Origin of the sequence: Streptomyces sp. NBC_00435, assembly GCF_036014235.1 — a bacterium.
Classification (GTDB): Bacteria; Actinomycetota; Actinomycetes; order Streptomycetales; family Streptomycetaceae; genus Streptomyces.
The window spans coordinates 932,538-956,036 of record NZ_CP107924.1; the positions used below are offsets into that span (position 1 = coordinate 932,538).

Genomic DNA, 23,499 nt, shown 5'->3' on the forward strand with positions numbered 1-23,499 from the left:
GTGCCCGAGATTCGCACGGAACCCCTTACGAAGGGGCCTTTCCGCGACCGTATCCGGGACCAAGGACCCGGCTCGACCCGCGGGTCCGCCCGCGTAATGTTCCAGCCAAGTACCCCGGACACTGCGGCGGATCGGTGACGGCGCCCAGTTAATACCGTCCCGCAATTCCAATTTCCGCTCCAGACCGGCGCTCAGGAAAGAGGCCCCGTGAAGAAGCTCATCAATTCCCCCGAGAGCGTCGTCGCCGACGCACTGCGCGGAATGGCGGCCGCTCACCCGGGGCTCCGCGTCGAGGCGGAGAGGGGCATCGTCACGCGGGCCGCCGGGCAGCCGGCCGGCAAGGTCGCGGTGCTGTCGGGCGGCGGCAGCGGGCACGAGCCGCTGCACGCCGGGTTCGTCGGGCGCGGCATGCTGGCGGCGGCCGTGGCCGGCCCGGTGTTCACCTCCCCGGTGCCGGACAACATCGCGCGCGCCACCTGCGCGGTCGACGAGGGCGCGGGCGTCCTGCACGTCGTGAAGAACTACACGGGCGACATCCTCAACTTCACGATGGCCGCGGAGGACTGCGAGGACGAGGGCGTCAAGGTCGAGCAGGTCGTCGTGGACGACGACGTGGCCGTGGCCCGAACCGCGAACGGCCCGGGCCGTCGCGGCACCGGCGCCACCCTCTTCGTGGAGAAGATCGCGGGCGCGCTCGCCGAGGAGGGCGCCCCGCTCGCCGAGGTCGCCGCGGTCGCCCGCAAGGTCAACGAGAACTCGCGCAGCTACGGCGTCGCCCTGACCTCCTGCACCACCCCCGCCAAGGGCAGCCCGAACTTCACCCTCGGCGAGGGCGAGATCGAGCTGGGCATCGGCATCCACGGCGAACCCGGCCGCGAGCGCCGGGGGCTCATGACCGCCGCCGCGACCGCCGAGGTGATGCTCGACGCGATCCTCGACGACCTCCCCGAGGCCTCCGGCGCCCCCGTCATCCTGCTCGTCAACGGCCTGGGCGGAACCCCGCCGGTAGAGCTCTACATCATGCGCGCGGAGGTCCAGCGCGTGCTCGACGAGCGTGGGATCACCGTGGCCCGCTCCCTTGTCGGCAACTACGTCACCAGCCTGGACATGGCCGGCTGCACCCTCACCCTGTGCCGCGCCGACGACGAGCTGCTGCGCCTGTGGGACGCGCCGGTGGACACCCCGTCCCTGCGCTGGGGCCGCTGACCCCGTCCCGCCCATTCCCCGACGACGATGACGACACACACCCAGGAGCCATCCCCCATGACCGCCACGCCGGCCGCACCGAGCACCCCGCACGCGGCCACGCCCGCGCTGGACACCGCCTACTTCCGCCGCTGGATCGCCGAGACCAACCGGCTCGTACGACGGGACAGCGCGCGCCTCACCGAACTGGACGCGGTCATCGGTGACGGGGACCACGGGGCCAATCTCGTACGGGGCTTCGGAGCCGTCGCCGCGGCCGTCGCCGAGCAACGGCCCGCCACTCCCGGAGCCCTGCTGACCCTGGCCGGCACCACCCTGACCAACACGGTGGGCGGCGCCTCCGGGCCGCTGTTCGGCACCGCACTGCGCCGCACCGGCAAGGTGCTCGGCGACACCGGGGCGCCGAGCCTCCTGGAACTGGGCGCCGCCCTCGGCGCCGGGCTGCGGTCGGTGCAGAAGCTGGGCGGCGCCGAGATCGGTGACGCCACGCTGGTGGACGCGCTGGCCCCGGCCGTGGCCGCCCTGTCCGAGGCCGCCGGGGCTGACCGGCCGCTGCGCGAGGCCCTGGACGAGGCCGTCTCGGCGGCCCGCGCGGGCGCCGACTCCACCGAGGGTCTCGAAGCCCGCAAGGGCCGGGCCAGTTACCTCGGCGAGCGCAGCGTCGGCCACCAGGACGCCGGGGCCAACTCCGTGGCCCTGCTGATGGAGGCGCTGCGCAGCGCGGTGGACGCCGCCGAGGCGGAACCCGTGCCCGTGGAGCCGGCCGCCGACCCGTCCCCGGTGGAGCGCCAGGCACCGAAGTCCCGTACGGGCCGGGTCGGGGTGGTCCTGGTCTCGCACAGCAAGGCCGTCGCGGAGTCGGTGGCCGCGCTGTCGGGCGCGCTGCTCGGCTCGGTCGAGCCGGCTCCCCTCGCGGTGGCGGGCGGCACCCCGGACGGCGGGATCGGCACCAGCGCGGAGCTGATCACGGCCGCCGCCCGGTCGGTGGACGAGGGCCGGGGGGTGGCGGTGCTGTGCGACATGGGCAGCGCGGTACTGACGGTGAAGTCCCTGCTCGGCGAGGAGCCCTCGCAACTGCCCGAAGGCGCCCGGATCGTGGACGCGCCGTTCCTCGAGGGCGCCGTTGCCATCACGCTGACCTCGGCCGTCGGCGGCGACCTCGATGCCGTGCTGGCCGCCGCCGAGGACGCGCGCGGCTACCGCAAGCGCTGACCGGAAGCCGCGGGGAGGGCGCTCGGCGGACCGGCTGCGCAAGCTCGCCCGGCCCGGACAGCGCTGATCCGGCGGGTGTTGTCGGTGGGGCTTGGTAGAACTGTTGTCGGAGCACACGCACGGCCGGCGACCGCCCACCACACCGTCAGGAGCAGCGCGCATGACCATGGGGAACCACCTGAGCGAGCTGGGCGGCCTGCCCGTCTTCGACTTTCCCGGGCCCGAGGACACCCGTGCGCTGCCCGGGGCCGGGTCCGTGGCCTGGCGGATCTCGGCGGACGTGTACGACGCCGATGAGGAATGGCCGCAGGCCTTCGCCCGGTTCACCGGGACCGTGGACACCCGTCGGGTGCGGGCCCTGATCGTGGGCGGCTGGTCCGAGGCGTACGAAACCTCCAGCGCCGGGATCGTCGAGATGCTCGCCGGGGCCGCCGGTGGGTTCCCGGCGCTGCGGGCGCTGTTCGTCGGCGACGTCACGTCCGAGGAGTGCGAGATCTCCTGGATCGCGCAGTCGGACGTGAGCCCTTTGCTGCTGGCCTATCCCGCGCTCGAGGAGTTCGGCGTGCGCGGCGGATCCGGCCTGGTGTTCCCGCCCCTGAAGCACGAGGCGCTGCGCGTGCTGCGCCTCGAGACCGGCGGGCTCCCCAAGGAGGTGGTGCGTGGGGTCGCCCAGAGCGATCTCCCCGCCCTCAACGAGCTCGATCTGTGGCTGGGCACGCCCGACTACGGCGGTGACGCGGAGGTCGGCGACCTGGAGCCGTTCCTGAGCGGCGAGCGGCTGCCCGCCCTGCGCCGGCTCGCGCTGCGCAACAGCAAGCTCCAGAACCACATCGCGGCGGCGCTGGCCACCGCTCCGGTCGTGGAGCGGCTGGAGGTCCTCGACCTCTCCATGGGCATCCTGGAGGACGCGGGTGTCGAAGCGCTGCTGGCCGGCCAGCCGCTCACCCATCTCACCAAGCTCGACCTGCACCACCACTACGTCGGTGAGCCGCTCCGGGAGCGGCTCCGTGCCGCCCTGGCCCCGCACGGCGTGGAGTTGGACCTCGGTGACGTCCAGACCCCGGACGTCCACAAGGACGGCGTGGACCTCTACATCGCGGTGGCGGAGTGACCCGTACGGCTCCCGCCGTCGCCTTCGCCGTCGTCGGCAATCCGGACAACCGCCGGATCTCCCTCTTCCAGGAGGCCGTGCGCGCCGCCGGGCTGCCCGCGGCCCGGGTGGTGCCGTGGCTGGACGTGTTGGAGGGCCGGGCCGTCTTCCGGGCCGGGGAGAGCGTACGGATCGACTCGCCCGGCGAGGACCCGGAGGTGGAGCGGCTGCTGCGCGGGGTCTCCGACGCCACCCGGGTCGAGGGCACCGGCCGCTGGTACCGCCGGTTCACTCGAGTCCTGGACTCGGTGGGCGCGAGCGTTCGGGCGGCCGGCGGCAGCCTGCTGAGCGATCCGGGCGACCTCGCCGTACTCTTCGACAAGCGGCTCTGCCACGGCCGGCTCGCGGCCGCCGGAGTCCCGGTACCGGCCTCCCCGACCTCGGGCCCGGACGCGGTCCGCATCCCGGTGCGCGGCTGGGAGGAGGTGCGGGCGGTGCTCGGCCGTCCCGGCCTCCGCAGGGCCTTCGTGAAGCTCGCGCACGGGTCCTCGGCCTCCGGAGTGCTCGCCGTCGAGACGGGCGCGGGCGGCCGGATCCGGGCGACCACCTCCGTGGAGCGGGCCGCTTCGGGGGCGCTGCACAACTCGCTCCGGATCCGGCGGTACGAGGACGAGCGGGTGATCGGCGCGATCGTCGACGCCCTCGCCCCCGACGGGCTGCACATCGAGCGCTGGCTGCCGAAGGCTTCCCAGCAGGGCCGCTCCGCCGATCTGCGGGTGGTCGTCGTCGGCGGCCGGGCCAGCCACGCCGTGGTCCGCACCGCGCGCGGACCGCTGACCAATCTCCATCTGGGCGGCGAGCGCGGCGATCTGGCCGCCGCCGCGACCGCGGTGACCGCGGCCGGCCGCCACTGGGAGCGGGACGTGCTCGCCGTCTGCGAGCGGGCCGCGGCGGCCTTCCCGCGCACCCTGTGCGTCGGCGTCGACCTGCTGCCCGCCACGGGCTGGCGGAGCTTCGCCGTCGGCGAGGTCAACGCGTTCGGGGATCTGCTGCCCCGGCTGACCGGGCTGCCCGGCTCACCCGCCGAAGGCCAGGACACCTATGCGGCCCAGGTGGCCGCCGTACGACAGGACCACCATGCGCACACCCCCGCCCGCCCCTGACATGAACGAGGTCGTCGGCCGCGACGACCTCCTGCTCGTCACCCTCGACACCCTGCGCCACGACGTCGCCGCGCGGCTGGCCGCAGAGGGGCGGATCCCGAACCTGGCGGCGCACCTGCCCGGCGGGGCCTGGGAACGGCGGCACGCGCCGGGGAGTTTCACCTACGCCTCCCACCAGGCCATGTTCGCGGGCTTCCTGCCCACCCCGGACGGGCCGGGCCCGCATCCGCGACTGTTCGCCGCCCGGTTCCCGGGCAGCGAGACCACCGCCGGCGCCACCTGGGTGTTCGACACCCCGGACCTGGTGTCGGGGCTGGCCGGCGCGGGGTACCGGACCGTGTGCGTGGGCGGCACCGGCTTCTTCAACAAGGCGGCCGCGCTGGGCTCCGTACTGCCGGGGATGTTCCAGGAGTCGCACTGGGAGCCGGAGTTCGGGGTGGCCTCACCGAACTCCTTCGAGGCCCAGGTGGACCGCACCGAGCGGATCGTGGCCGGACTGCCGCGCGAGCGGCGGCTGTTCCTCTTCCTGAACGTGTCGGCGATGCACCAGCCCAACTGGTTCCACTCACCCGGCGTGACGGCGGCCGCCGGGGACTCCTGGGAGACGCACGCGGCCGCGCTGGAGTACGTGGACCGGCACATCGGACGGCTCTTCGACGCGGTGCGCGCGCGGCGCCGCTGCTTCGCGATCGTCTGCTCCGACCACGGGACGACGTACGGCGACGACGGCTACACCGGGCACCGGCTCGCCCACGAGGCGGTCTGGACGGTCCCGTACGCGCAGTTCTTCCTGAACCAGAAGGAGTCGGCCGTCCGATGAACCTCCCTACCCCGTACGAGAGTTACGTCTACGCCTACCCGCACAAGACGGCGTACCGTCCGCTGCCGGGGCGGCCCGCGCTGCGCGGGCTGTGGGCGGAGCAGCCCAAGGACGCGCTCTCGCTCTACCTCCACGTCCCGTTCTGCGAGGTGCGCTGCGGATTCTGCAACCTTTTCACCCGCATCGGCGCACCGGAGGGCCTGACCACGGCCTACCTCGACGCGCTGGAGCGGCAGGCGACGGCGGTCCGGGACGCGCTGGGCCACGAGGAGCCCGTGCGGTTCGCGGCGGCGGCCTTCGGCGGCGGGACCCCCACCTTCCTGACGGCGTCCGAGCTGGAGCGGCTCTGCGACATCGCGGAGAAACGCGCCGGCTCCGACCTGCGGGCGGTACCCCTGTCGGTGGAGGCCTCCCCGTCCACCACCACCGCGGACCGGCTCGCCGTCCTGGCCGACCGGGGCACGACGCGGCTCAGCCTGGGTGTGCAGAGCTTCGTGGCCGACGAGGCCCGCTCCGCCGTGCGCCCGCAGAAGCGCGCGGACGTGGAGTCGGCCCTGGCGCGGGTCCGGGACGCGGCGATACCGGTGCTCAACATCGACCTGATCTACGGCATCGACGGGCAGACCGAGGAGAGCTGGCGGTACTCGCTGGACGCCGCCCTCGCGTGGCGGCCGGAGGAGCTGTACCTCTACCCGCTCTACGTGCGCCCCCTGACGGGCCTGGGGCGCCGTCCGGCGGAGTCCTCGGCCGCCGGGTGGGACGAGCAGCGGCTGCGCCTCTACCGGGCCGGACGGGACCACCTGCTGGCCGCCGGGTACGAACAGGTGTCGATGCGGATGTTCCGCCGGGCCGGCGCTCCCGGGGAGGACGCCGGGGACCACGCCTGCCAGACGGACGGCATGATCGGCCTGGGCTGCGGAGCCCGCTCCTACACGGCCCAGCTGCACTATTCCTTCGACTACGCGGTCGGCACCAGCCGGATCCGCGGCATCGTCGACGACTACGTGCGGCGCCCGGAGGCCGACTTCGCGCGCGCCGAGCACGGCCGGTGGATCGACGCGCGGGAGGCTCGGCGGCGCCACCTGCTGCAGTCCCTGCTGCAGGCCTGCGGAATGCCCGTGCCGGAGTACCGGGAGCGGTTCGGAAGCGGCCCGCGGGAGGACTTCCCGGCGGAGCTGGCGGCCTTCGCGGAACGCGGCTGGCTCGTGGACGACGCGGAGCTGCTGCGGCTGACCCCGGAGGGGCTGGCGCACTCGGACGCGGTGGGCCCGGCGCTGTTCTCGGCGGACGTGCGGGCCGCGATGGCCGCGTACGAGCGCAAGTGACGGGGCCGGCCGTGCGGGCGGAGCGGCAGGGGCAGGAGCAGGGGCCGATGGACCTGACCGTCCTCTACCGGGGTCCACTGTCCTCCTGCGACTACGACTGCCCGTACTGCCCCTTCGCCAAGCGGCGCGACAGCCGCGAGGTGCTGACGGCCGACCGGGCCGCTCTGGAACGGTTCGCGGGCTGGGCCGCCGGGAACACCGGCGACCGGCTGTCCGTCCTGTTCACCCCGTGGGGCGAGGGCCTGGTCCGCTCCTGGTACCGGCGCACCCTCGTGGAGCTCTCGCACCTGCCGCACGTCCGCCGGGTCGCGATCCAGACCAACCTGAGCGGCCGCACCGGCTGGACCGCCGAGGCCGATCCGGACACGCTCGCGCTGTGGTGCACGTACCACCCGGGGCAGACCCCGTACGACCGCTTCCTGGGCAAGTGCCGGGAGCTGGTGGCCGCAAAGGTGCGGTTCAGCGTGGGCGTGGTCGGCCTGCCGGAGCACCTCGCGGAGGCCCGCCGGCTGCGCGCCGCGCTGCCGCCCGGGATCTACCTGTGGATCAACGCGGCCGAGGGGCACACGTACACCGAGCCCGAGGCGGCCGCCTGGACGGACCTGGACCCGCTCTTCCCCTTCAGCCGCCACCCCCACCGCTCGGCGGGCCTGCCGTGCCGCACGGGAGCCTCGGTGGTCTCGGTGGACGGCGCCGGGACGGTCCGCCGCTGCCACTTCGTGAAGGCGGAGCTCGGCAACCTCTACGACGGTTCCTACCGCGCCGCCCTGCGCCCGCGCGCCTGCCCCCTGGCCGTCTGCGACTGCCACATCGGCTACGTCCACCTGGAGACGCTCCCGCTCTACGACGTCTTCGCGGGCGGCGTACTGGAACGCGTCCCGGCCCGCGTCCCGGAGCGTCTCCGGGGCACGATCCCCCTGCTCCCGTGACCCGGACACGGACACGGGAGCGCGGCAGGTGGGCAAAGCGGAAGGAAATTTACCCACGGTCACGTGCGGTTATCGCACCCGGTAATTGCGCAGCGTTGACGCGGTCTTAACGCCTCGGGCGGCCTCCGACACGGCCCCAGACGATGGAATCCGCACATGAACAGCTCTTGACCTGCGGATCTCGCAGAGATTGCATAACGGTCCGGGAGCCACCGAACCACTCTTGCTCACCACCGCCCCGGAGGCGATACCGCTCCCGCGCTCACTCACCGCATCTGCCGATCGGAACACCGCACCGATGACTGACACGATCAGCGCCCCTCAGGCCCTCGCCCCGGCGACCGGACCCGTCCCCCAGAAGCTCAAGCGTTCCATCGGTGTCGTCGGCGGAACCCTGCTGACGCTTTCGTGCGTGACGCCCGCCTCGACCCTCTTCGTCGTCGTGCCCGACCTGTTCGCCAGCCTCGGGACCTGGACCGCGCTCACCATCGCGATCGGCTCGCTGCTCTGCATCGGCGTCGCGTTCTGCTACTCGGAGCTGGGCACCCTCATCCCCAGCGCCGGCGGCGAGTACGCGATGGTGTCCACCATGTCCGGGCGGCTCGCCGGCTGGCTGGTGTTCGTGCTCTCCCTCCTGGTCGTGATGATCGTGCCGCCCGTGATCGCCATGGGCACCGCCGACTACCTCGCCCCCCTGGTCGACGTACCGGCCCCGGCCGCCGGCGCCGGTGTGATGCTGCTCGCCACCCTCGCCGGTCTCCTCGACCTGCGGGCCAACGCCTGGATCACCGGCATCTTCCTCGTCCTGGAGGTCGTGGCGGCCGGGCTCGTCGCGGTACTGGGCTTCGCCCACAGCGAGCGGGGCGCCGGCGCCCTCGTGCACGGCTCCGTGGCCGCGGAAGGCGGCGGCACGTCCACCGTCACCGCGATGATGGTCGTCTCCGGGCTCGCCATCGCTCTCTTCATCACCCAGGGCTTCTCGACGGCCGTCTACCTCTCCGAGGAGCTCGAGCACCCGCGCCGCAACGTCCCGCGCACCGTGCTCGCCACCCTCGCCATCTCCACCGCCGTCATCCTGGTCCCCGTCATCGCCATCACCATGGGTGCCCCCGACCTCGACGCACTGACCTCCGGTGACCTCGGCACCATGGTGACCGCCTGGTCCAACTCGGCCGTCGGCACCTTCGTGAGCCTCTGCGTGGCCCTCGCCATCGTCAACGCGGGCATCGTCATGGTCATCCAGAACTCCCGGGTGCTGTTCGCCTCCGCCCGCGACAAGGCGTGGCCCGCGCCGGTCAACGCGGCTCTCTCGCGGCTCGGCCGCTTCGGCTCCCCGTGGGTGGCCACCCTGCTCGTCGGCGTCCCGGGTGCGGCGATGTGCTTCGTCAACCTCGACACCCTCTACGGGGTCACCGGCGTCTCGGTGACCGGCATGTACCTGCTGGTCGCGGTGGCCGCGCTGTTCAGCCGGCGCGGCGCGCACCGCGACACCGCCGCCTGGCGGATGCCGCTCTGGCCGGCCGTTCCGATCGTGCTGATCCTGGTGTTCGCGTACATCCTGACCCAGCAGGACACCCAGTACCTGCTGTGGACCGGCGGGATCACCGCCGTCGCCACCCTGTACTGGGCGCTGTACCTGCGTCCCCGCAAGGACACCCGCTGGCTGGTCAGCATTCCGGTGGACGAGGAGAACCCGGCTCCGGCCGCGGCTCCCGCGCTGTAACACCGCCCGGCAGTGCGAACGGGGCCTCGGGTTCGAACCCGAGGCCCCGTTCGTGTTCCCGCTCCCGCCCCCGCCGCGTGCGGGGGCGGTCTCCCGTCCGGAGGCCTCGCGGACAGTTCCCGCACCGTGGATCCCCGACTCCCCCCTGCTCAGGGCTGGTTACGCGCCCGTGTACGCGGAGTCGGCCGCGGGACGCCAGGAGCGAGGGGGCCCGGTCGGCGACCGGTCCCCGCCCCTGAGGGCCGTGGCGCCGTCCCGAATGGCGGAACGGGTGCCTTGCCCTGCGCCCCCTTTCGTCTATGCTCCGCGCCATGGCCGTCACCCAGCGCCTCCTGTCGCGCTCCTGTTGTCCCCGCTGACGCCCGCCTGCGCAGAAACCCTCCCGCCCCGCACCCGGTGCCGCACGGCCCCGGTGCGCCCGCGGCCCCGGCGTTCCGCCACTTCCTCCCCGTGCCCCCGTACCCCCGTTCGGCCGTACCCCGCCCGGCGGCCCCCGCCCTTCGAAGGAGCCCGTCCGTCATGAGCAGCAGCCCCGCCCTCCTCGACGTCAGCCAGGCCCACTCCCGCCACACCGAGTTCACGATCGTCGACGTCCGCACGCCGGGCGAGTACGCCTCCGGCCACCTCCCCGGCGCACTGAACGTGCCGCTCGACCGGATCACCGGCTCCCTGGCCGAGCTGCGCCTGGCCGCCGGGGACAAGGAGCTCCTCCTGGTCTGCGCCTCGGGCACCCGCTCGGAGAACGCGGCCCGCACCCTCGCCCGGCACGGCATCGCGGCCGCCAGTCTGACCGGCGGCACCAGCTCCTGGTCGGCGCAGGGGCACCCGCTCGACTACCCCGCGCAGGGCCCCCGGCGGGTCTGGGCCATGGAGCGGCAGGTCCGGCTCACCGCCGGCACGGTCGTCCTCCTCGGTCTGCTGCTCGGCCTACTGGTGCACCCCGCGTTCGAGCTGCTCAGTGCCGCGATCGCGGCCGGGCTGGTCTTCTCCGCCCTCACCGACACCTGCGGAATGGCCGTGGTCCTCGGCCGGCTGCCGTTCAACCGCCGCCGGTAACCGCCCTCCGAGCACCGCCCCACCCCTCGTACCGCCCGGGATCTGGGACGATTTCGTCCAACATTCGGACTCTGCTTGTCGATACCCCTCGGACACCGACAGGATGCATCCCATGGCCCCCGTACTCGTATCGCGTCGTCACGTAGATCTGCTGCGTGTGTCGACCATGCTCTGTCGGGCCACCACCCCCCGTACGCACGGCTGTTGATCCTTCCGATCCGCCGTTCCTGACTCCGTACGGACGAGTCCGCGCCCTTCGCCGCGGCTCCAGCCCCGGCCGCACGGCCGGATCCTGGCCACGTCTCCGGTCGCACGGACCTCCCCGTCCCCGCCCGCACCTCCATGTACACGTGCCACCCGTCGGCCCTCCCCCGCGGTGGTGCCTGTCACGCTGCTCCGACGAGGTTTCCCCATGCCCGAGAATCCGCTCCTGCTCCACTGGTTCCTGCCCACGGGCGGGGACGGCCGCGACCCCGGCGGGGTCACCGCCGTCCAGGGGCGCAGCCGCGCCGCCACCCGCCGGCCGGCCGACGTCCCGTACCTCGCGCAGGTGGCCCGCGCCGCCGAACAGGCCGGATTCCACTCGCTGTTGACCCCGGTGGGTCTGGGCTGCGCCGATCCCTGGATCCTGACGGCCGCGCTCGCGCAGCACACCACCCGGATCGGCTTCCTCGTGGCGTTCCGCGCCGGTTTCGCCAGTCCCACACTGATCGCCCAGCAGGCCGACGCCTTCCGCCGGTTCGCGGGCGGCCGGCTCGCGCTGAACGTGGTGACGGGCGGCGATCCGGCCGAGCAGCGCGCCTACGGGGACCGGCTGGCGCACGACGACCGGTACGCCCGCACCGACGAGGTGATGGGAGTGCTGCGCGACCTGCTGGACGGGAAGTCGGTGGACCACGAAGGCGCCCACCTGCGCATCGAGGGCGCCCGGCTGACGGATCCGGAGCTGCGTCACCCGGTAGCGCTGTACTTCGGCGGGGCCTCGCCCGCCGCCGAGGAGGTCGCCGCCCGGCAGGCCGACGTACAACTGCTGTGGGGCGAGCCGCCGTCGGCCGTCGCCGAGCGCGTCGCCCGGCTGCGCGGGCGGGCGCGGTCCCTCGGCCGCCGGGTCCGCTTCGGGCTGCGGTTGCACGTCATCAGCCGGGACACCGCGGCCGAGGCCTGGGCGGAGGCCGACCGGATCCTGGCCGGGCTGGACCCGGCGGCGGTCCGGGCGAGCCAGGAACGGTTCGCCGCGATGGACTCCACCGGGCAGGCGCGGATGGCGGCCCTGCACGGCGGGGTCACCGACGCCGCGCGGCTGACGGTGGCGCCGAACCTGTGGGCGGGCATCGGGCTGGTCCGCGAGGGTGCGGGAACGGCCCTCGTCGGCTCGCACGACGAGGTCGCCGCCCGGCTGGCGGAGTACCGGGCCCTGGGAGTCGACGAGTTCATCCTGTCCGGCTACCCGCACCTCGAGGAGGCGTACCGGGTGGGCGAAGAGGTCGCCCCGCGCCTGCGCGCCCTGACCGGGGCGGCGGCATGACCACGCTGACCACGGCCACCGACACCCCCGGGACGGCCGACCGGCCCCGACCGGCCCGGCCCGCGGGTTCAGCGAAGGCCCGCAAGCGGGTCCGGGAGGCGCTCCGCTGGAGCGCGCTGCGCATCGTGGCGCTGGCCGTGCTGTTGGCCGCGTGGCAGGCGGTGGTGGCCGCCGAGGTGTGGCCGAGGGTTCTGGTCCCCTCGCCCGGCGAGGTGTGGCGGCAGTTCCTGCTGGCTTCCACCACGCACGACGGCGTACGCGGCTACGGCGGCCACCTGCTGATCGAACACCTCGGGGTGAGCCTCGGCCGGATCGGCACCGGCTCCGGCTACGCGGTGCTGGCCGGGGTGCCGCTGGGTCTGCTGATCGGCACGGTCCGGCCGCTCGCGGTGGTGCTGGAGCCGGCCGTGACGTTCCTGCGCACCCTGCCGCCGCTCGCGTACCTCTCGCTGCTCGTCATCTGGTTCGGCATCGACGAGGCGCCGAAGATCTGGCTCCTGGTGATCGCCGCACTGCCGCCGGTCGCCGCCGCCACGGCCGCGGCCGTGCGGACCGTACCGGACCAGCTCACCGAGGCGGCGCGGGCCCTGGGCTCCGGTCCGGTGTCCCTGCTGCTGTCGGTGCGGCTGCCCAGCGCCCTGCCCGAGATCCTCACCGGCATCCGGATCGCCGTCGGCGTCGCCTACACCTCCGTGGTGGCGGCGGAGACCATCAACGGCGTACCGGGCATCGGCGGCATGATCCGCGACGCCCAGCGCTACAACCAGACGGCCCTGGTGATCGCCGGCATCCTCGCCATCGGACTGTCCGGGATCGTGCTCGACGCCCTCCTCCGGGGCATCGAGCGGTTCGCCGTCCCCTGGCGCGGCCGTACCTGACGCTCCATCCCCACCCTCCTCCTGGCCTTCCCGACACCCCTGCTCACCTTTGGAGTTCCGCCGTGCCCAGAAACGTCTCCCGCCGCGCCCTGCTGCTGGCCGCCGCCGTCGCCCTGACCGCCTCCACCACCGCCGCGTGCGGAGCGGACGGGGATCCGGCCGGGTCCGGGCGGACCACCGTACGGATCGCCTACCAGGCGATACCCAATGCCGACCTGATCGTGAAGAACCAGCGGCTGCTGGAGAAGGCCCTGCCCGACGCCGACGTGAAGTGGGTGAAGTTCGAGTCCGGCGGCGACGTCAACACAGCGGTGATCGCCGGCTCGGTGGACCTGGGGCTGGCCGGGTCGAGCCCGGTCACCAAGGGCCTCTCGGCCCCGCTGAACATCCCGTACAAGGTGGTGTGGATCCACGATCTGATCGGCGACAACGAGGCTCTGGTCGCCAAGCCGGGGATCGGCTCGGTCAAGGACCTGGCCGGGAAGAAGGTGGCCACGCCGTTCGGCTCCACCGCCCACTACTCGCTGCTCGCCGCACTGAAGTCGGCCGGGGTGGACGCCGGAGCCGTGCAGGTCATCGACCTTCAGCCGCAGGACTCCCTCGCCGCCTGGAAGCGCGGGGACATCGACGCGGCGTACGTGTGGACGCCGACGCTGAGCGAGTTGACCAAGGACGGCAAGGTGCTCGTCACCAGCCGGCAGCTCGCGGAGCAGGGCAAGCCCACCGCCGACCTGGGCGTGGTGACGAACGCGTTCGCGGAGAAGCACCCCGAGGTCGTCACCGCCTGGATCAAGGCGCAGGACCAGGCCGTCGGGCAGGCCCGTACCGCCCCCGACCAGGCCGCCAAGTCCATCGGGGCCGAGCTCGGGCTGCGGCCGGACGAGGCGGAGCGGCAGCTGTCGGAGCTGGTGCTGCTGAGCGCGAAGGAGCAGACCGGCCCCGAATACCTCGGCACGCCCGGCGCCCCCGGGAAGCTGGCGGCGACCCTGCGCGACGCGGCGGTCTTCCTGAAGGAGCAGAAGAAGGTCGACGCGGTTCCGGACGAGGCCGCCTTCGGCCGGGCCCTCGCGGTGGAGGAGCTCGGCCGTGCCGCGCACTGACGCCGGCGTCGAGCTCGCCGGGGTGTCGGTCCGCTACGGCTCGGCGAAGCAGCCCGTGACCGTGCTCGACTCGGTGGACCTCCGGGTCGGCGCGGGCGAGTTCGTCGTCCTCGTGGGCCCCTCCGGCTGCGGCAAGACCACCCTGCTGCGGGTGATCGCCGGCTTCGCCCGTCCGGACTCGGGCAGCGCCCTGGTCGGGGGAGCCGCCCCGCGCCCGGGGCGGGGCGCGGGGGTGGTGTTCCAGCAGCCGCGGCTCTTCCCGTGGCGGACCGTCGGCGGGAACCTCGGCTTCGCGCTGGCCCGCCACGGGGTGCCGCGGTCCCAGCGGCCGGGCCGGATCGCCGAGTTGCTGGAGCGCGTGGGCCTGCCCGGCATGGCGGGCCGCCGTACCTGGGAGCTGTCCGGAGGTCAGCAGCAGCGGGTGGCGCTGGCCCGGGCCCTGGCGGCGGAGCCCGGACTGCTGCTGATGGACGAGCCGTTCTCCGCCCTGGACGCGCTGACCCGGGAGCGGCTCCAGGAGGAGGTCCGCTCCCTGGCCGGGCGGCTGGGCACGACGGTGGTGTTCGTGACCCACTCCGTCGAGGAGGCGGTGCTGCTGGGGTCCCGCGTCCTGGTGATGGCCGCGGGGCCGGGCCGGGTGGTGGAGGACCTCCCGGTACCGCTCCCCCGCGATCCGGGCACGGGGGTCCCGGAGCTGCGCGCCTCCCCGGAGTTCGCGCGGTTGCGCGGCCATCTGACGGAGGCCTTGCGCCCCGCCTGACATCTACCGCTCAGGAACGTTTGCTCTCAGTCCCCGGGGCTTACCCGGGGACCTCGGCCGAAGCGATGCTGCTCATGCGTTCGACCCCGTGAAACCGCGGTGGAGCGCCCATGGCATCCACTCGTACCAGAGGAGAGCACCATCATGATGCGACACGTTCGCCTGTTCGCAACCGCACTCACCCTCGTCTCCGCCGCCGCCCTCGGCGGGGTGGTCACCGCGGGCCCGGCCGCGGCCGCCACCTACACGTGCGGCAACCAGGGGAAGTACTACACGGGGACCGCGGTCACCGGGCAGGGGAACACCGGCAACCGGGTCATCGAGGCCCAGTGCCTCCTCAAGAGCTCCGGGTACCTCACGGCGGGCCAGGTGGACGGCGTCTTCGGCACGAACACCTACAACGCGGTCCGGAGCTTCCAGACCATGTACCGCAAGTACTGCAACAGCGGTGTGGCCGTCGACGGGGTCGTCGGCCGGGACACGTGGGCCGCGCTGCGGGGCCCGTGCCCGGCCTGACCCGCGCGGCCCGCCGCCGGGCCGCCCGAGGCCGTCAGGCCGCGCCGGCCCGCCGCCGGGCCTCGGCCAGGCCACCCCCGCCCAGGACGAGCGCGGAGTTCACCAGGCCGACGTGGCTGAACGCCTGGGGGAAGTTGCCGAGCTGGCGGCCGGCGACGGGGTCGTACTCCTCGGCGAGCAGTCCCACGTCGTTGCGTACGGACAGCAGCCGCTCGAAGAGCTCCCGTGCCTCCTTCTCCCGGCCGGTCAAGTACAGGGCGTCGGTCAGCCAGAACGAGCAGGCGAGGAAGGCCCCTTCGTCGCCGGGCAGACCGTCCACCGAGAGCCCTTCGGTGCTGTAGCGGCGGACCAGCCCGCTGCGCCCCAGCTCCTCGCGCACCGCGTCGACCGTGCCGATGACCCGGGGGTCGTCGGGCGGCAGGAAGCCGGTGCGCGGGATGAGGAGGGTGGCCGCGTCCAGTTCGCGGGAACCGTAGTGCTGGGTGAAGGTGCCCCGCTCCTCGTCGAAGCCCTTCTCGCACACGTCGCGGTGGACCTCCTCCCTTATGGCCCGCCAGCGGTCCACGTCGCCGGCCAACGAGGGATTGAGCTCCATGGTGCGCACGGCCCGGTCGGCGGCGACCCATGCCATCACCTTGGAGTGGGTGAAGTGGCGGCGCGGGCCGCGCACTTCCCACAGCCCCTCGTCGGGGCGGCGCCAGTTCTGCTCCAGGAAGTCCAGGAGCGCGAGCTGGATCTTCCAGGAGTGCCACTCGGCGGGGAGTCCGGCGGAGCGGGCCACGTACAGGGAGTCGAGGACCTCCCCGTACACGTCGAGCTGGAGCTGGTCGACGGCCGCGTTGCCGACCCGGACCGGCGCGGAGGAGGCGTACCCCTTCAGCCAGGGCAGCTCGCTCTCCGGGATGCGCCGCTCGCCGCCGATCCCGTACATGATCTGCAGGTCGGCCGGGTCGCCCGCGACGGCCCGCAGCAGCCAGGCCCGCCAGGCGCGGGCCTCCTCGAGGTACCCGGTGGCCACCAGCGAGCCGAGGGTGAGGGTGGAGTCGCGGAGCCAGCAGTAGCGGTAGTCCCAGTTGCGGACGCCGCCGAGCTCCTCGGGCAGGGAGGTGGTCGCGGCGGCGGCGATCCCGCCGGTGGGGGCGTAGGTGAGGGCCTTGAGGGTGATCAGGGAGCGGGTCACGGCCTCCCGGTAGGGGCCCTCGTAGCGGCACTGCGAGGTCCACTCCCGCCAGTCGGCGAGGCTCTGCTCCAGGGCGTCGTACGGGTCCAGGAGCTCGGGGCGCGGTTCGTGCGAGGGGTGCCAGGTGAGGACGAAGGCGACGCGCTCGCCGGCGGCGACGGTGAACTCGGAGCGGGTGCTCATGTCCTCGCCCCAGGTCCGCACGGGGGGTTCGCTGCGCAGCCACGCGGAGTCCGGCCCGGCGACGGCGACGCGGTCGCCCTCGCGGTCGCCCTCGCAGCGGCGCACCCACGGGACGACGTGCCCGTAGTCGAAGCGCAGGCGCAGGCTGCTGCTCACGGTCGATTCGCCGGTGAGGCCTTCGACGATCCGCATCACGTCGGGGGCGGTGTCGCGCTGCGGCATGAAGTCGATGACCTTGAAGGAGGATCCGTCCCCGGCCTCCCAGAAGGACTCCAGGACGAGCGTGCCCTCGACGTAGGCGCGGCGGGTGCAGCGCGCGGTGTCGGGGGCGGCGGCCGGGGCGATGCGCCAGTGGCCGTTCTCCTCGTCGCCCAGGAGGGCGGCGAAGCAGGCGCCCGAGTCGAAGCGCGGCAGGCACAGCCAGTCGATGGACCCGTCACGGCCGACCAGTCCACTGGTCATCAGGTCGCCGATGAGTGCGTAGTCTTCGATGGGTTGTGTCATTCATCGCCCCTTCCCTCGAATACCCGGGTCGAATCGAGCCGTACGGGTCGCCGTACCGGTCAGGGGCCTCAGGTACCTGCCGGTCGCCGCGCGAGGCCCAGCCGCACCGCACGCTCGACAGGCGAGTACGCGCCGTCGGGGCGGTCCAGGTCGAGCGGGCCGACCGGCAGGAGCGGGGGCTGGGCGATGAACCGCGGGACGGTGCCGCGATGGGCCTGGGCGGCGTGGATCAGGAACGGGTGGCAGAGGTAGACGTCACCGGCCCGGCCGGTGGCCAGCGCCAGCGGCCGGTCGGGGGCGTCGAGCCGGCCCGCCTCGTCCATCTCCGCACAGAGGGCGAAGAGATCCGCGCCCGCGTCACCGGCCGGCAGCAGGAAGGTCGGGACGTCCAGGTGGGAGCCGACCTTGATCCTGGTGGGCGCGGATTCGGCGTCGGTGTCGGAGAAGAGGAACAGCATCAGCAGGGCCCGGCCGCGGGACGTGATGTTGAGCCGGTACCCCGTTTCTCCTTCGGTGCTGAATCCGCCGTCCATGTGCCAGCCGTCGTCGCCCGGGTCGGCCGGGTGCGGGAAGCGGACGGGGAAGGTGCCCAGACCGGCGCACGGCGTCCAGCGGCCCGGGCGGACGAGCTGGTCGAAGGCGCCGTGCAGGCGCTCGGTGGTGGCCGCCCGCCGGAAGGGTTCGTCCGCGTAGCCGCCGAGTCTGACGACGGGCTCGGTCCAGGTCCGCGGATCGTCCGGGTCGAGCCCGGTCTCGCGCCACAGTAACGCCCGGCACTCGTCCGCCAGCGACCGCGGGAACGCCTCGGGGAGACGCACGAAACCGTCCGTCACGAACCGTTCGATCTGATCGTCCGTCAATACGTTGCCCGCGTCGCCCATGCGGCCGATTCTGGGCACCGCGGACCGGGATCGGCAACAGGGATTCCCCGGAGATCGGGCCCGGCCCGCGGCGGCCCCTGGTTTCGACCCAGGGCCAGCCGTCGTGCGGCAGACGGGAGTTTGACGACAGGCCCTAGTTGCGCACGAGGAGCAGTACGCCCGCGATCACTGCGCCGAGGACGACGGCGAGGGCTCCGTGAGCGAGGCGGTGGGCGCGCAGGACGGGCAGGAAGCGGTCCGCGGCGTAGCGGCCGGGGCCGGTGAGCGCGAGGGCGGCGGCGCCGACGGCGAGCAGGATCTCGTACTCGACGCCCTGCGGCGCGAAGAACGAGCCGGCGCCGTGCACGGCGATCGCGTTGATCATGGTGCCGACGAGGGCGGCGCCCGCGAGCGGGGTGAGCAGTCCGGCGACGAGGCCGAGCCCGCCGAGGGTCTCGGTCAGTCCGGCGAGGACGGCCATGGCGTCGCCGGCCGGGTATCCGCTCGCGCTGAAGAACTGGCCGGTGCCGCTGATGCCGCCACCGCCGAACCATCCGAAGAGCTTCTGGGCCCCGTGGGCGGCCATGGTCAGGCCGAGGACGACGCGCAGGAGCAGCAGGCCGGCGTCGTGGGCGGGGGTGGAGAGCGCGGGGGCGGAAAGGGCGCTGCGGGGGTCGGCCGGTGCGGCGGCCTGCGGCTTCGTCGTGGTGACGGAGGGGCTGGTCATGGGGGTCCTTCCGGTCGGGCGGTCCGGGGGTGCAGGTTATTCAAATTCGAACCACTCCTCCCGACCCTAGCCCCGCACCGACTAGTGATTCAAATTGGAACGACACCTGTACGCTGGCTCCATGGCTGAGACGAGATGGCTGGACGACCGCGAGATGCGCGCCTGGGAAGGCTTCCTGGCAGCGTCCGCCCTGGTCAACCGCCGCCTCGACCAGCAGCTCAAGGACGAGTCCGGCCTCTCCCACCCGCAGTACGAGATCCTCGTACGACTGGACCGGGCGCCGGAGGGCGAGCTGCGCATGACGGAGCTCGCCAACGGGCTGATCAACTCCAAGAGCGGCCTGACCTACCAGGTCACACAGATGGAGAAGGCGGGCCTGGTCCGCCGCCGCACCTGCCCCTCCGACGTGCGCGGCGTCTACGCCGTCCTCACCGACGCCGGCCGGGCACGATTGGCGGAGGCCGCACCGGGGCACGTGAGCACGGTGAGGGAGGTACTCGTGGACGTGCTCACACCTGAACAGCTCGACGCGCTCGCGGACGGACTCGGCGAGGTCAGCCGCCGCCTGCGGGCACAGGGCGCCTGATGGACACGACGACCGCGTGGCTCGTCGTGGCGGCGGTGGTCGCGGCCGGACTGGCGGTCACCGCGGCCGTCCTCCTCGTACGGGTCTTCGCGGCCCGCCGCCTGTTGCGCGACGCGGGCATCCCGCTGCGCGACAAGGCGCTCTTCTGGGCCGCCGTGGTGTACACGGTCTCCCCGGTCGACCTGATCCCCGACCCGGTCTACCTGGACGACATCGGCATCCTGCTCCTGGCCCTGCGCTCCCTGCATGCGGCGGCCTCGTCGGCCCGCCCGACGAAGGAGCTCGACGCGGCGTAGGAGCCCGAGGCGGCGCGGGAGCCCGACGCGGCGCGGGAGCCGCGCGTGCCCGTATCGGCGGCCACCGCCTCACCGCACCCCGCTCGTACGGAACTGGACGCTGATGCGGGGACCCACCGCCCGGGCCGTTTTGGGGATGGCGTGCTCCATCGTGCGCTGGCAGGAGCCGCCCATCACGACCAGGTCGCCGTGGCCCAGGGGGAGGCGGAGCAGGGTGGGGCCGCCTTCGCGGGGGCGCAGGGTCAGGTCGCGGGGGTCTCCGACGGAGAGGATCGCGACCATCGTGTCCTCGGTCGCCGACCGGCCGGTGCGGTCGCCGTGCCAGGCGACGCTGTCACGGCCGTCGCGGTAGAGGCACAGGCCCGCCGTGGTGAAGGGTTCGCCCAGCTCGGAGGCGTAGTGGCGGCCGAGCGCGGCGCGGGCCTCGGTGAGGGCGGGATGCGGGAGCGGGTCGCTCTCACCGTAGAAGGCGAGCAGCCGGGGCACGTCCACCGTGCGCTCGTACATCAGCCGCCGCTCGGCGTGCCACGGCACGTCCGCCGCGAGCCGTTCGAACAGCGCGTCGGCGCCCGTCAGCCAGCCCGGCAGGTGGTCCACCCACGCACCCGCGCCGAGCTCCGTGCGCCGCGGAGCCAGCCGGCGGTCGAACCGGATCTCGTCGTCCTGGTCGAAGAGCGAGCCCTGGAGTGCGTGCGGTGCGTGCATGGATCCAGCCTAACCCTTCATTCGAACATGTGCCCGAATACTGCGACGCCTCGCCCTCGTGCCGGCGGCTACTTCAGGTAGGGGCCGGCGGCGCCCACCTTGCCGGGGGCCGCGTTGGCGCCCCCGAGGTCGAGCACGTAGACCCGCAGGTTGCCCTTGCCGGGAGCGGCGACGGACAGGCTCCCGTCGGTGACGGTCCGCACGTCGCCGGTGACCGCGTCCTTGTAGGTGCCGTTGGGGACGCCCGTGTACGTGGCGGCGCCGGTGACGGCGACCAGGGCGAAGCTGTCCACTCCGGTGGCGGTGTCGGTGTAGCGGCGCTTGAAGGCCACGCCTCCCGAGATGCCTTCCGTGGAGTACTGGCCCATCTGCAGCGCGGGGACGGCGCGGCGGATCTCGTTCAGCCGCTGGAGGTGTTTGACCAGCGGGGATTCGAGGGCGGCGGCGACGGGCCCGGAGGCGGAGGCGACCTTGGAGAAGCCGGACGCGGTGACCGGTCCCGCGATCCTGTCCCCGTAGTAGGCGCGGCCGGTGGTGGCCAACGGGCAGGTCGGGCCGCAGTCGATCTGCTTGCCGGCCTGGAACTCGGTCTCGGAGCCGTAGTACAGGGTCGGGATGCCGCGGAAGGTCCACATCAGCGCCATGTTCTCGGCCCAGGCGTCGGTTCCGCCGGCGTAGCGGGTGGAGGACTTCCCGGGGCCGAAGTCGTGGCTGTCGACGTAGACGACGTTGTAGGTGGCGTCGTTGTAGCTGTCGTCGGAGTCCTTGCCGTTCTGGAAGGCGTTGTTCGCGTCCCCGAAGTTCATGTGCATGCGCATGTCGATGACGTTCATGCCGGAGAACATGCTGTGGTCGGGGGCGTGGTAGAGGTTTCCGCTGAGGAAGGCGTTGGTGCTGGTCGGCTGCTTGGCCGGGTCGTTGTCGCCCGCGTACTGCTGGACGGCGGCGGTCGCGTCGTCCGCGCTGTACGTCGCGGACTCCTTCCAGGTGTAGTACTGGGCCGACTGGTTGGCCGAGCCGCGGTTCCACTTGTCGTTGACGAAGGCGCCGACCTCGCCGAAGACGTAGAAGTCGTTCGCCTTCGCCGCGCCGAACTGCTGGGCCACGCGCTGCTGGACGGCGGGCAGGAAGTGTCGGTTCCAGGTGACGCGGGGGATGTGCACGGCCGTGTCGATGCGGAAGCCGTCGACGCCCATGTCGATGTACTTGTCATAGGCGCCGATCAGGTAGTTCTGGACCGCGGGGTTCTCGGTGTTGAAGTCGGCGAGGTCCTCGTGGATCCAGCAGGAACGGGCGTCCTCACCCTCCCAGTTGCCGATCCAGCACTGGTGGAAGAGGGCCTTGGGGAACATGCCGGACGTGGGGTTCGGCCACTGGCAGTTGTAGACGGTGTAGCCCTCGGCGCTCTTGTACGGGGTGGCCATGCCCCAGTTGACACAGGTGTTCCCGGCCGGTTCGGCCGTCGACCACAGGTCGCCGTTGTAGTACGACTTGCCGCTCCTGGGGTCGACGGTGAGGCCGTCGTACTCGAAGCCGGTCTGCTTCTCGTCGTAGTACCAGGACCACTGCGCGTCGCGCACGCCGTAGACGGTGGGGGTGAACAGGCCTTTGGCGCCCCAGCGGGAACTGTGGTTGTAGACCACGTCCTGGTAGATCTTGACGCCCTTGGCGTGGGCGGCGTTGATGAGGTCCTGGTAGGAGGCTCCGGCCGATTCCAGGCGGGGGTCGATCTTGTAGAAGTCGTAGCCGTGGTAGCCGTGGTAGTCGTAGTCCGAGCGGTTCAGGACGACCGGGGTGATCCAGATCGCGGAGAAGCCGAGGGCTTTGACGTAGTCCAGCTTCTCGACGAGACCCTTGAAGTCGCCCCGGAACATGGGATCATTGCCGGCCGCGTTCCCGGATTTCACGTCCTGGCCGCCGCCCCGGTTGTTGGTGCTGTCGCCGTCGTTGAAGCGGGCCGTGAGCACGAAGTAGATCGGGTCCTTGCGCGGGTCGCCGCCGAGCGGCACGGACTCGGCCGGGGTCGCGGGACGGGTGCCGGTGGTGGCGACGGAGGGGGTGGAGGCGGCGGAGAGGTTCCCGGCGGCGTCCACGGCCCTGACCGTGTAGGTGTAGGCGGTGCGCTCCTCCAGGCCCGATTCGGCGAGGACGGTGGAGGTGACGCTGGTGACCGCGGCGCCCTTGGTGCCCCCGGAGCGGGTGACCTGGTATCCGGTCACCCCGCGGTCGTCCGTGGCGGCGTCCCAGGTCACGACGGTGGACACGTCGGTGGCGGTGGCCCGGACGGCGGCGGGCACGGTGGGCGCGGTGGTGTCGGGGACCACGGCGGCGCACGGGTCGGAGGCGTTGGCGGTGACCTGGGTGTCCTTCACCGTGGACAGGCCGGCTCCGAGGGCGTAGTTCCTGCCGTTGTTGTTGTCCCAGGTGCCGTTGCCGTTGTTGAAGGTGGCGGCGAGTCCGGCGGCCGGGCCGAGCGCGACCGTCTTCCTGACCCAGCCCGCGCAGGCCGGGTCCATGCCGGCGCCGGGCACGATGGTCCAGGAGCCGCCGGTCGCGGCCCAGTGGAGGTTCACTGTCGGCCAGCCGACGGTCGTGGTCGAGTAGTAGACGGTGGCGGTCGCCCCGCTGCCGGCGCCGGTGCCCGGGTCGGCGGCGCAGGGGTCGCTGTGCGCCACGACCCCGTCCTTGACCGTGATGGCCCCGGCGCCCAGGGCGTAGTTCTTGCCCCCGTTGTTGTCCCAGATCCCCTGGCCGTTGTTGAAGGTCGCCTGCAGACCGGCGGCCGTGCCGAGGCTGACGGTCTTCTTCACCCAGTCGGTGCAGGCGGCCTCCATCCCGGAGCCGGGAACGGAGGTCCAGGTGCCGCCGTCGGGTGCCCAATGGAGGTTGTAAGCGGTCCAGTTGCGGGTCCCGGTGTAGTAGAAGACCGTCGCCGTGCTGTCGGCGGCCGCCGCCACGCCGGCCGGGGACGCGGCGACCGGGGGCGCCTGCCCGGTGGAGCCCGCGGCGGCGGCCGGCAGGGCCGCGGCCAGAAATCCGGTGAGGGCCAGGGCCAGGGCCGTCGAGCGCCCTCCGAAGCGTGATCGCGTACGAGATCTCAAGGTCTGCTCCTCGAAGCGGGGCCAACAGCCCTGCGGCTTCGCGGCATTGAAAAC

At 72.9% G+C, this 23,499-nt stretch carries 21 protein-coding genes and 1 pseudogene; 17 read left to right on the plus strand and 5 right to left on the minus strand.

The window, feature by feature from the left end:
- Positions 1-207 precede the first annotated feature (207 nt).
- The 15 genes and pseudogenes from dhaK to OG389_RS04150 all read left to right on the plus strand — a co-directional run bounded on the left by dhaK (position 208) and on the right by OG389_RS04150 (position 15,303).
- Positions 208-1,206, plus strand: coding sequence for a dihydroxyacetone kinase subunit DhaK (dhaK, locus tag OG389_RS04080; RefSeq protein WP_328297074.1), 999 nt, complete (start codon positions 208-210; stop codon positions 1,204-1,206).
- A gap of 57 nt (positions 1,207-1,263) precedes the next feature.
- Positions 1,264-1,947 (plus strand): annotated as a pseudogene (dhaL, locus tag OG389_RS04085) (dihydroxyacetone kinase subunit DhaL); the annotation flags it as partial.
- An 81-nt stretch (positions 1,948-2,028) separates the two neighbouring features.
- Positions 2,029-2,418 (plus strand): PTS-dependent dihydroxyacetone kinase phosphotransferase subunit DhaM, encoded by a 390-nt coding sequence (locus tag OG389_RS04090; RefSeq protein WP_443059413.1) that lies wholly within the window; start codon positions 2,029-2,031, stop codon positions 2,416-2,418.
- A gap of 160 nt (positions 2,419-2,578) precedes the next feature.
- Complete coding sequence (locus tag OG389_RS04095) at positions 2,579-3,529, plus strand: STM4015 family protein (RefSeq protein ID WP_328297075.1); 951 nt, start codon at positions 2,579-2,581, stop codon at positions 3,527-3,529.
- A complete protein-coding gene (locus OG389_RS04100) occupies positions 3,526-4,671 on the plus strand; it encodes an STM4014 family protein (protein WP_328297076.1) in 1,146 nt (381 codons plus the stop codon). Before OG389_RS04095 ends, OG389_RS04100 begins: the two co-directional genes overlap by 4 nt.
- 1 nt (position 4,672) lies before the next feature.
- Entirely contained in the window at positions 4,673-5,491 is an 819-nt protein-coding gene (locus OG389_RS04105; RefSeq protein ID WP_328303505.1) for an STM4013/SEN3800 family hydrolase, read from the plus strand.
- Entirely contained in the window at positions 5,488-6,816 is a 1,329-nt protein-coding gene (locus OG389_RS04110) for an STM4012 family radical SAM protein (RefSeq protein WP_328297077.1), read from the plus strand. Before OG389_RS04105 ends, OG389_RS04110 begins: the two co-directional genes overlap by 4 nt.
- A 47-nt stretch (positions 6,817-6,863) precedes the next feature.
- Entirely contained in the window at positions 6,864-7,745 is an 882-nt protein-coding gene (locus OG389_RS04115; protein ID WP_328297078.1) for an STM4011 family radical SAM protein, read from the plus strand.
- Positions 7,746-8,043: 298 nt separating this feature from the next.
- A complete protein-coding gene (locus OG389_RS04120) occupies positions 8,044-9,468 on the plus strand; it encodes an APC family permease (RefSeq protein ID WP_328297079.1) in 1,425 nt (474 codons plus the stop codon).
- 519 nt (positions 9,469-9,987) lie between these two features.
- Entirely contained in the window at positions 9,988-10,524 is a 537-nt protein-coding gene (locus OG389_RS04125; RefSeq protein WP_328297080.1) for a rhodanese-like domain-containing protein, read from the plus strand.
- 412 nt (positions 10,525-10,936) lie between these two features.
- Positions 10,937-12,049 (plus strand): LLM class flavin-dependent oxidoreductase, encoded by a 1,113-nt coding sequence (locus OG389_RS04130; RefSeq protein ID WP_328297081.1) that lies wholly within the window; start codon positions 10,937-10,939, stop codon positions 12,047-12,049.
- Complete coding sequence (locus tag OG389_RS04135) at positions 12,046-12,927, plus strand: ABC transporter permease (RefSeq protein ID WP_328297082.1); 882 nt, start codon at positions 12,046-12,048, stop codon at positions 12,925-12,927. Before OG389_RS04130 ends, OG389_RS04135 begins: the two co-directional genes overlap by 4 nt.
- A gap of 62 nt (positions 12,928-12,989) precedes the next feature.
- Positions 12,990-14,027 carry a taurine ABC transporter substrate-binding protein gene (locus OG389_RS04140; RefSeq protein WP_328297083.1) on the plus strand — a complete coding sequence of 346 codons (1,038 nt, stop codon included), beginning with the start codon at positions 12,990-12,992 and terminating at the stop codon, positions 14,025-14,027.
- Positions 14,014-14,787, plus strand: coding sequence for an ABC transporter ATP-binding protein (locus OG389_RS04145; RefSeq protein WP_328297084.1), 774 nt, complete (start codon positions 14,014-14,016; stop codon positions 14,785-14,787). The genes OG389_RS04140 and OG389_RS04145 overlap by 14 nt, the downstream gene beginning before the upstream one ends.
- A 144-nt stretch (positions 14,788-14,931) precedes the next feature.
- Positions 14,932-15,303: a peptidoglycan-binding domain-containing protein gene (locus OG389_RS04150; protein ID WP_328297085.1), complete on the plus strand. Its 372-nt coding sequence runs from the start codon at positions 14,932-14,934 to the stop codon at positions 15,301-15,303.
- Positions 15,304-15,337: 34 nt separating this feature from the next.
- On the opposite strand, the gene OG389_RS04155 is transcribed toward OG389_RS04150, so the two are convergent.
- The 3 genes from OG389_RS04155 to OG389_RS04165 form a co-directional block, all read right to left on the minus strand.
- Positions 15,338-17,170: a glycoside hydrolase family 15 protein gene (locus OG389_RS04155; protein ID WP_328297086.1), complete on the minus strand. Its 1,833-nt coding sequence runs from the start codon at positions 17,168-17,170 to the stop codon at positions 15,338-15,340.
- A gap of 68 nt (positions 17,171-17,238) precedes the next feature.
- A complete protein-coding gene (locus OG389_RS04160; RefSeq protein WP_328297087.1) occupies positions 17,239-18,051 on the minus strand; it encodes a phytanoyl-CoA dioxygenase family protein in 813 nt (270 codons plus the stop codon).
- Between the two features lie 133 nt (positions 18,052-18,184).
- Positions 18,185-18,757 carry a DoxX family protein gene (locus OG389_RS04165; protein ID WP_328297088.1) on the minus strand — a complete coding sequence of 191 codons (573 nt, stop codon included), beginning with the start codon at positions 18,755-18,757 and terminating at the stop codon, positions 18,185-18,187.
- A gap of 121 nt (positions 18,758-18,878) precedes the next feature.
- Between OG389_RS04165 and OG389_RS04170 the strand changes: the two genes are divergently transcribed.
- Both OG389_RS04170 and OG389_RS04175 read left to right on the plus strand, forming a co-directional pair.
- Entirely contained in the window at positions 18,879-19,343 is a 465-nt protein-coding gene (locus OG389_RS04170) for a MarR family winged helix-turn-helix transcriptional regulator (protein ID WP_328297089.1), read from the plus strand.
- Positions 19,343-19,639 (plus strand): YkvA family protein, encoded by a 297-nt coding sequence (locus tag OG389_RS04175; protein ID WP_328297090.1) that lies wholly within the window; start codon positions 19,343-19,345, stop codon positions 19,637-19,639. The genes OG389_RS04170 and OG389_RS04175 overlap by 1 nt, the downstream gene beginning before the upstream one ends.
- Before the next feature lie 69 nt (positions 19,640-19,708).
- Here the strand turns inward: OG389_RS04175 and OG389_RS04180 are convergent, their stop codons facing one another.
- Positions 19,709-20,344: an alpha-ketoglutarate-dependent dioxygenase AlkB family protein gene (locus tag OG389_RS04180; protein WP_328297091.1), complete on the minus strand. Its 636-nt coding sequence runs from the start codon at positions 20,342-20,344 to the stop codon at positions 19,709-19,711.
- Between the two features lie 68 nt (positions 20,345-20,412).
- Positions 20,413-23,445, minus strand: coding sequence for a carbohydrate binding domain-containing protein (locus OG389_RS04185; protein ID WP_328297092.1), 3,033 nt, complete (start codon positions 23,443-23,445; stop codon positions 20,413-20,415).
- Between the last annotated feature and the right edge of the window lie 54 nt (positions 23,446-23,499).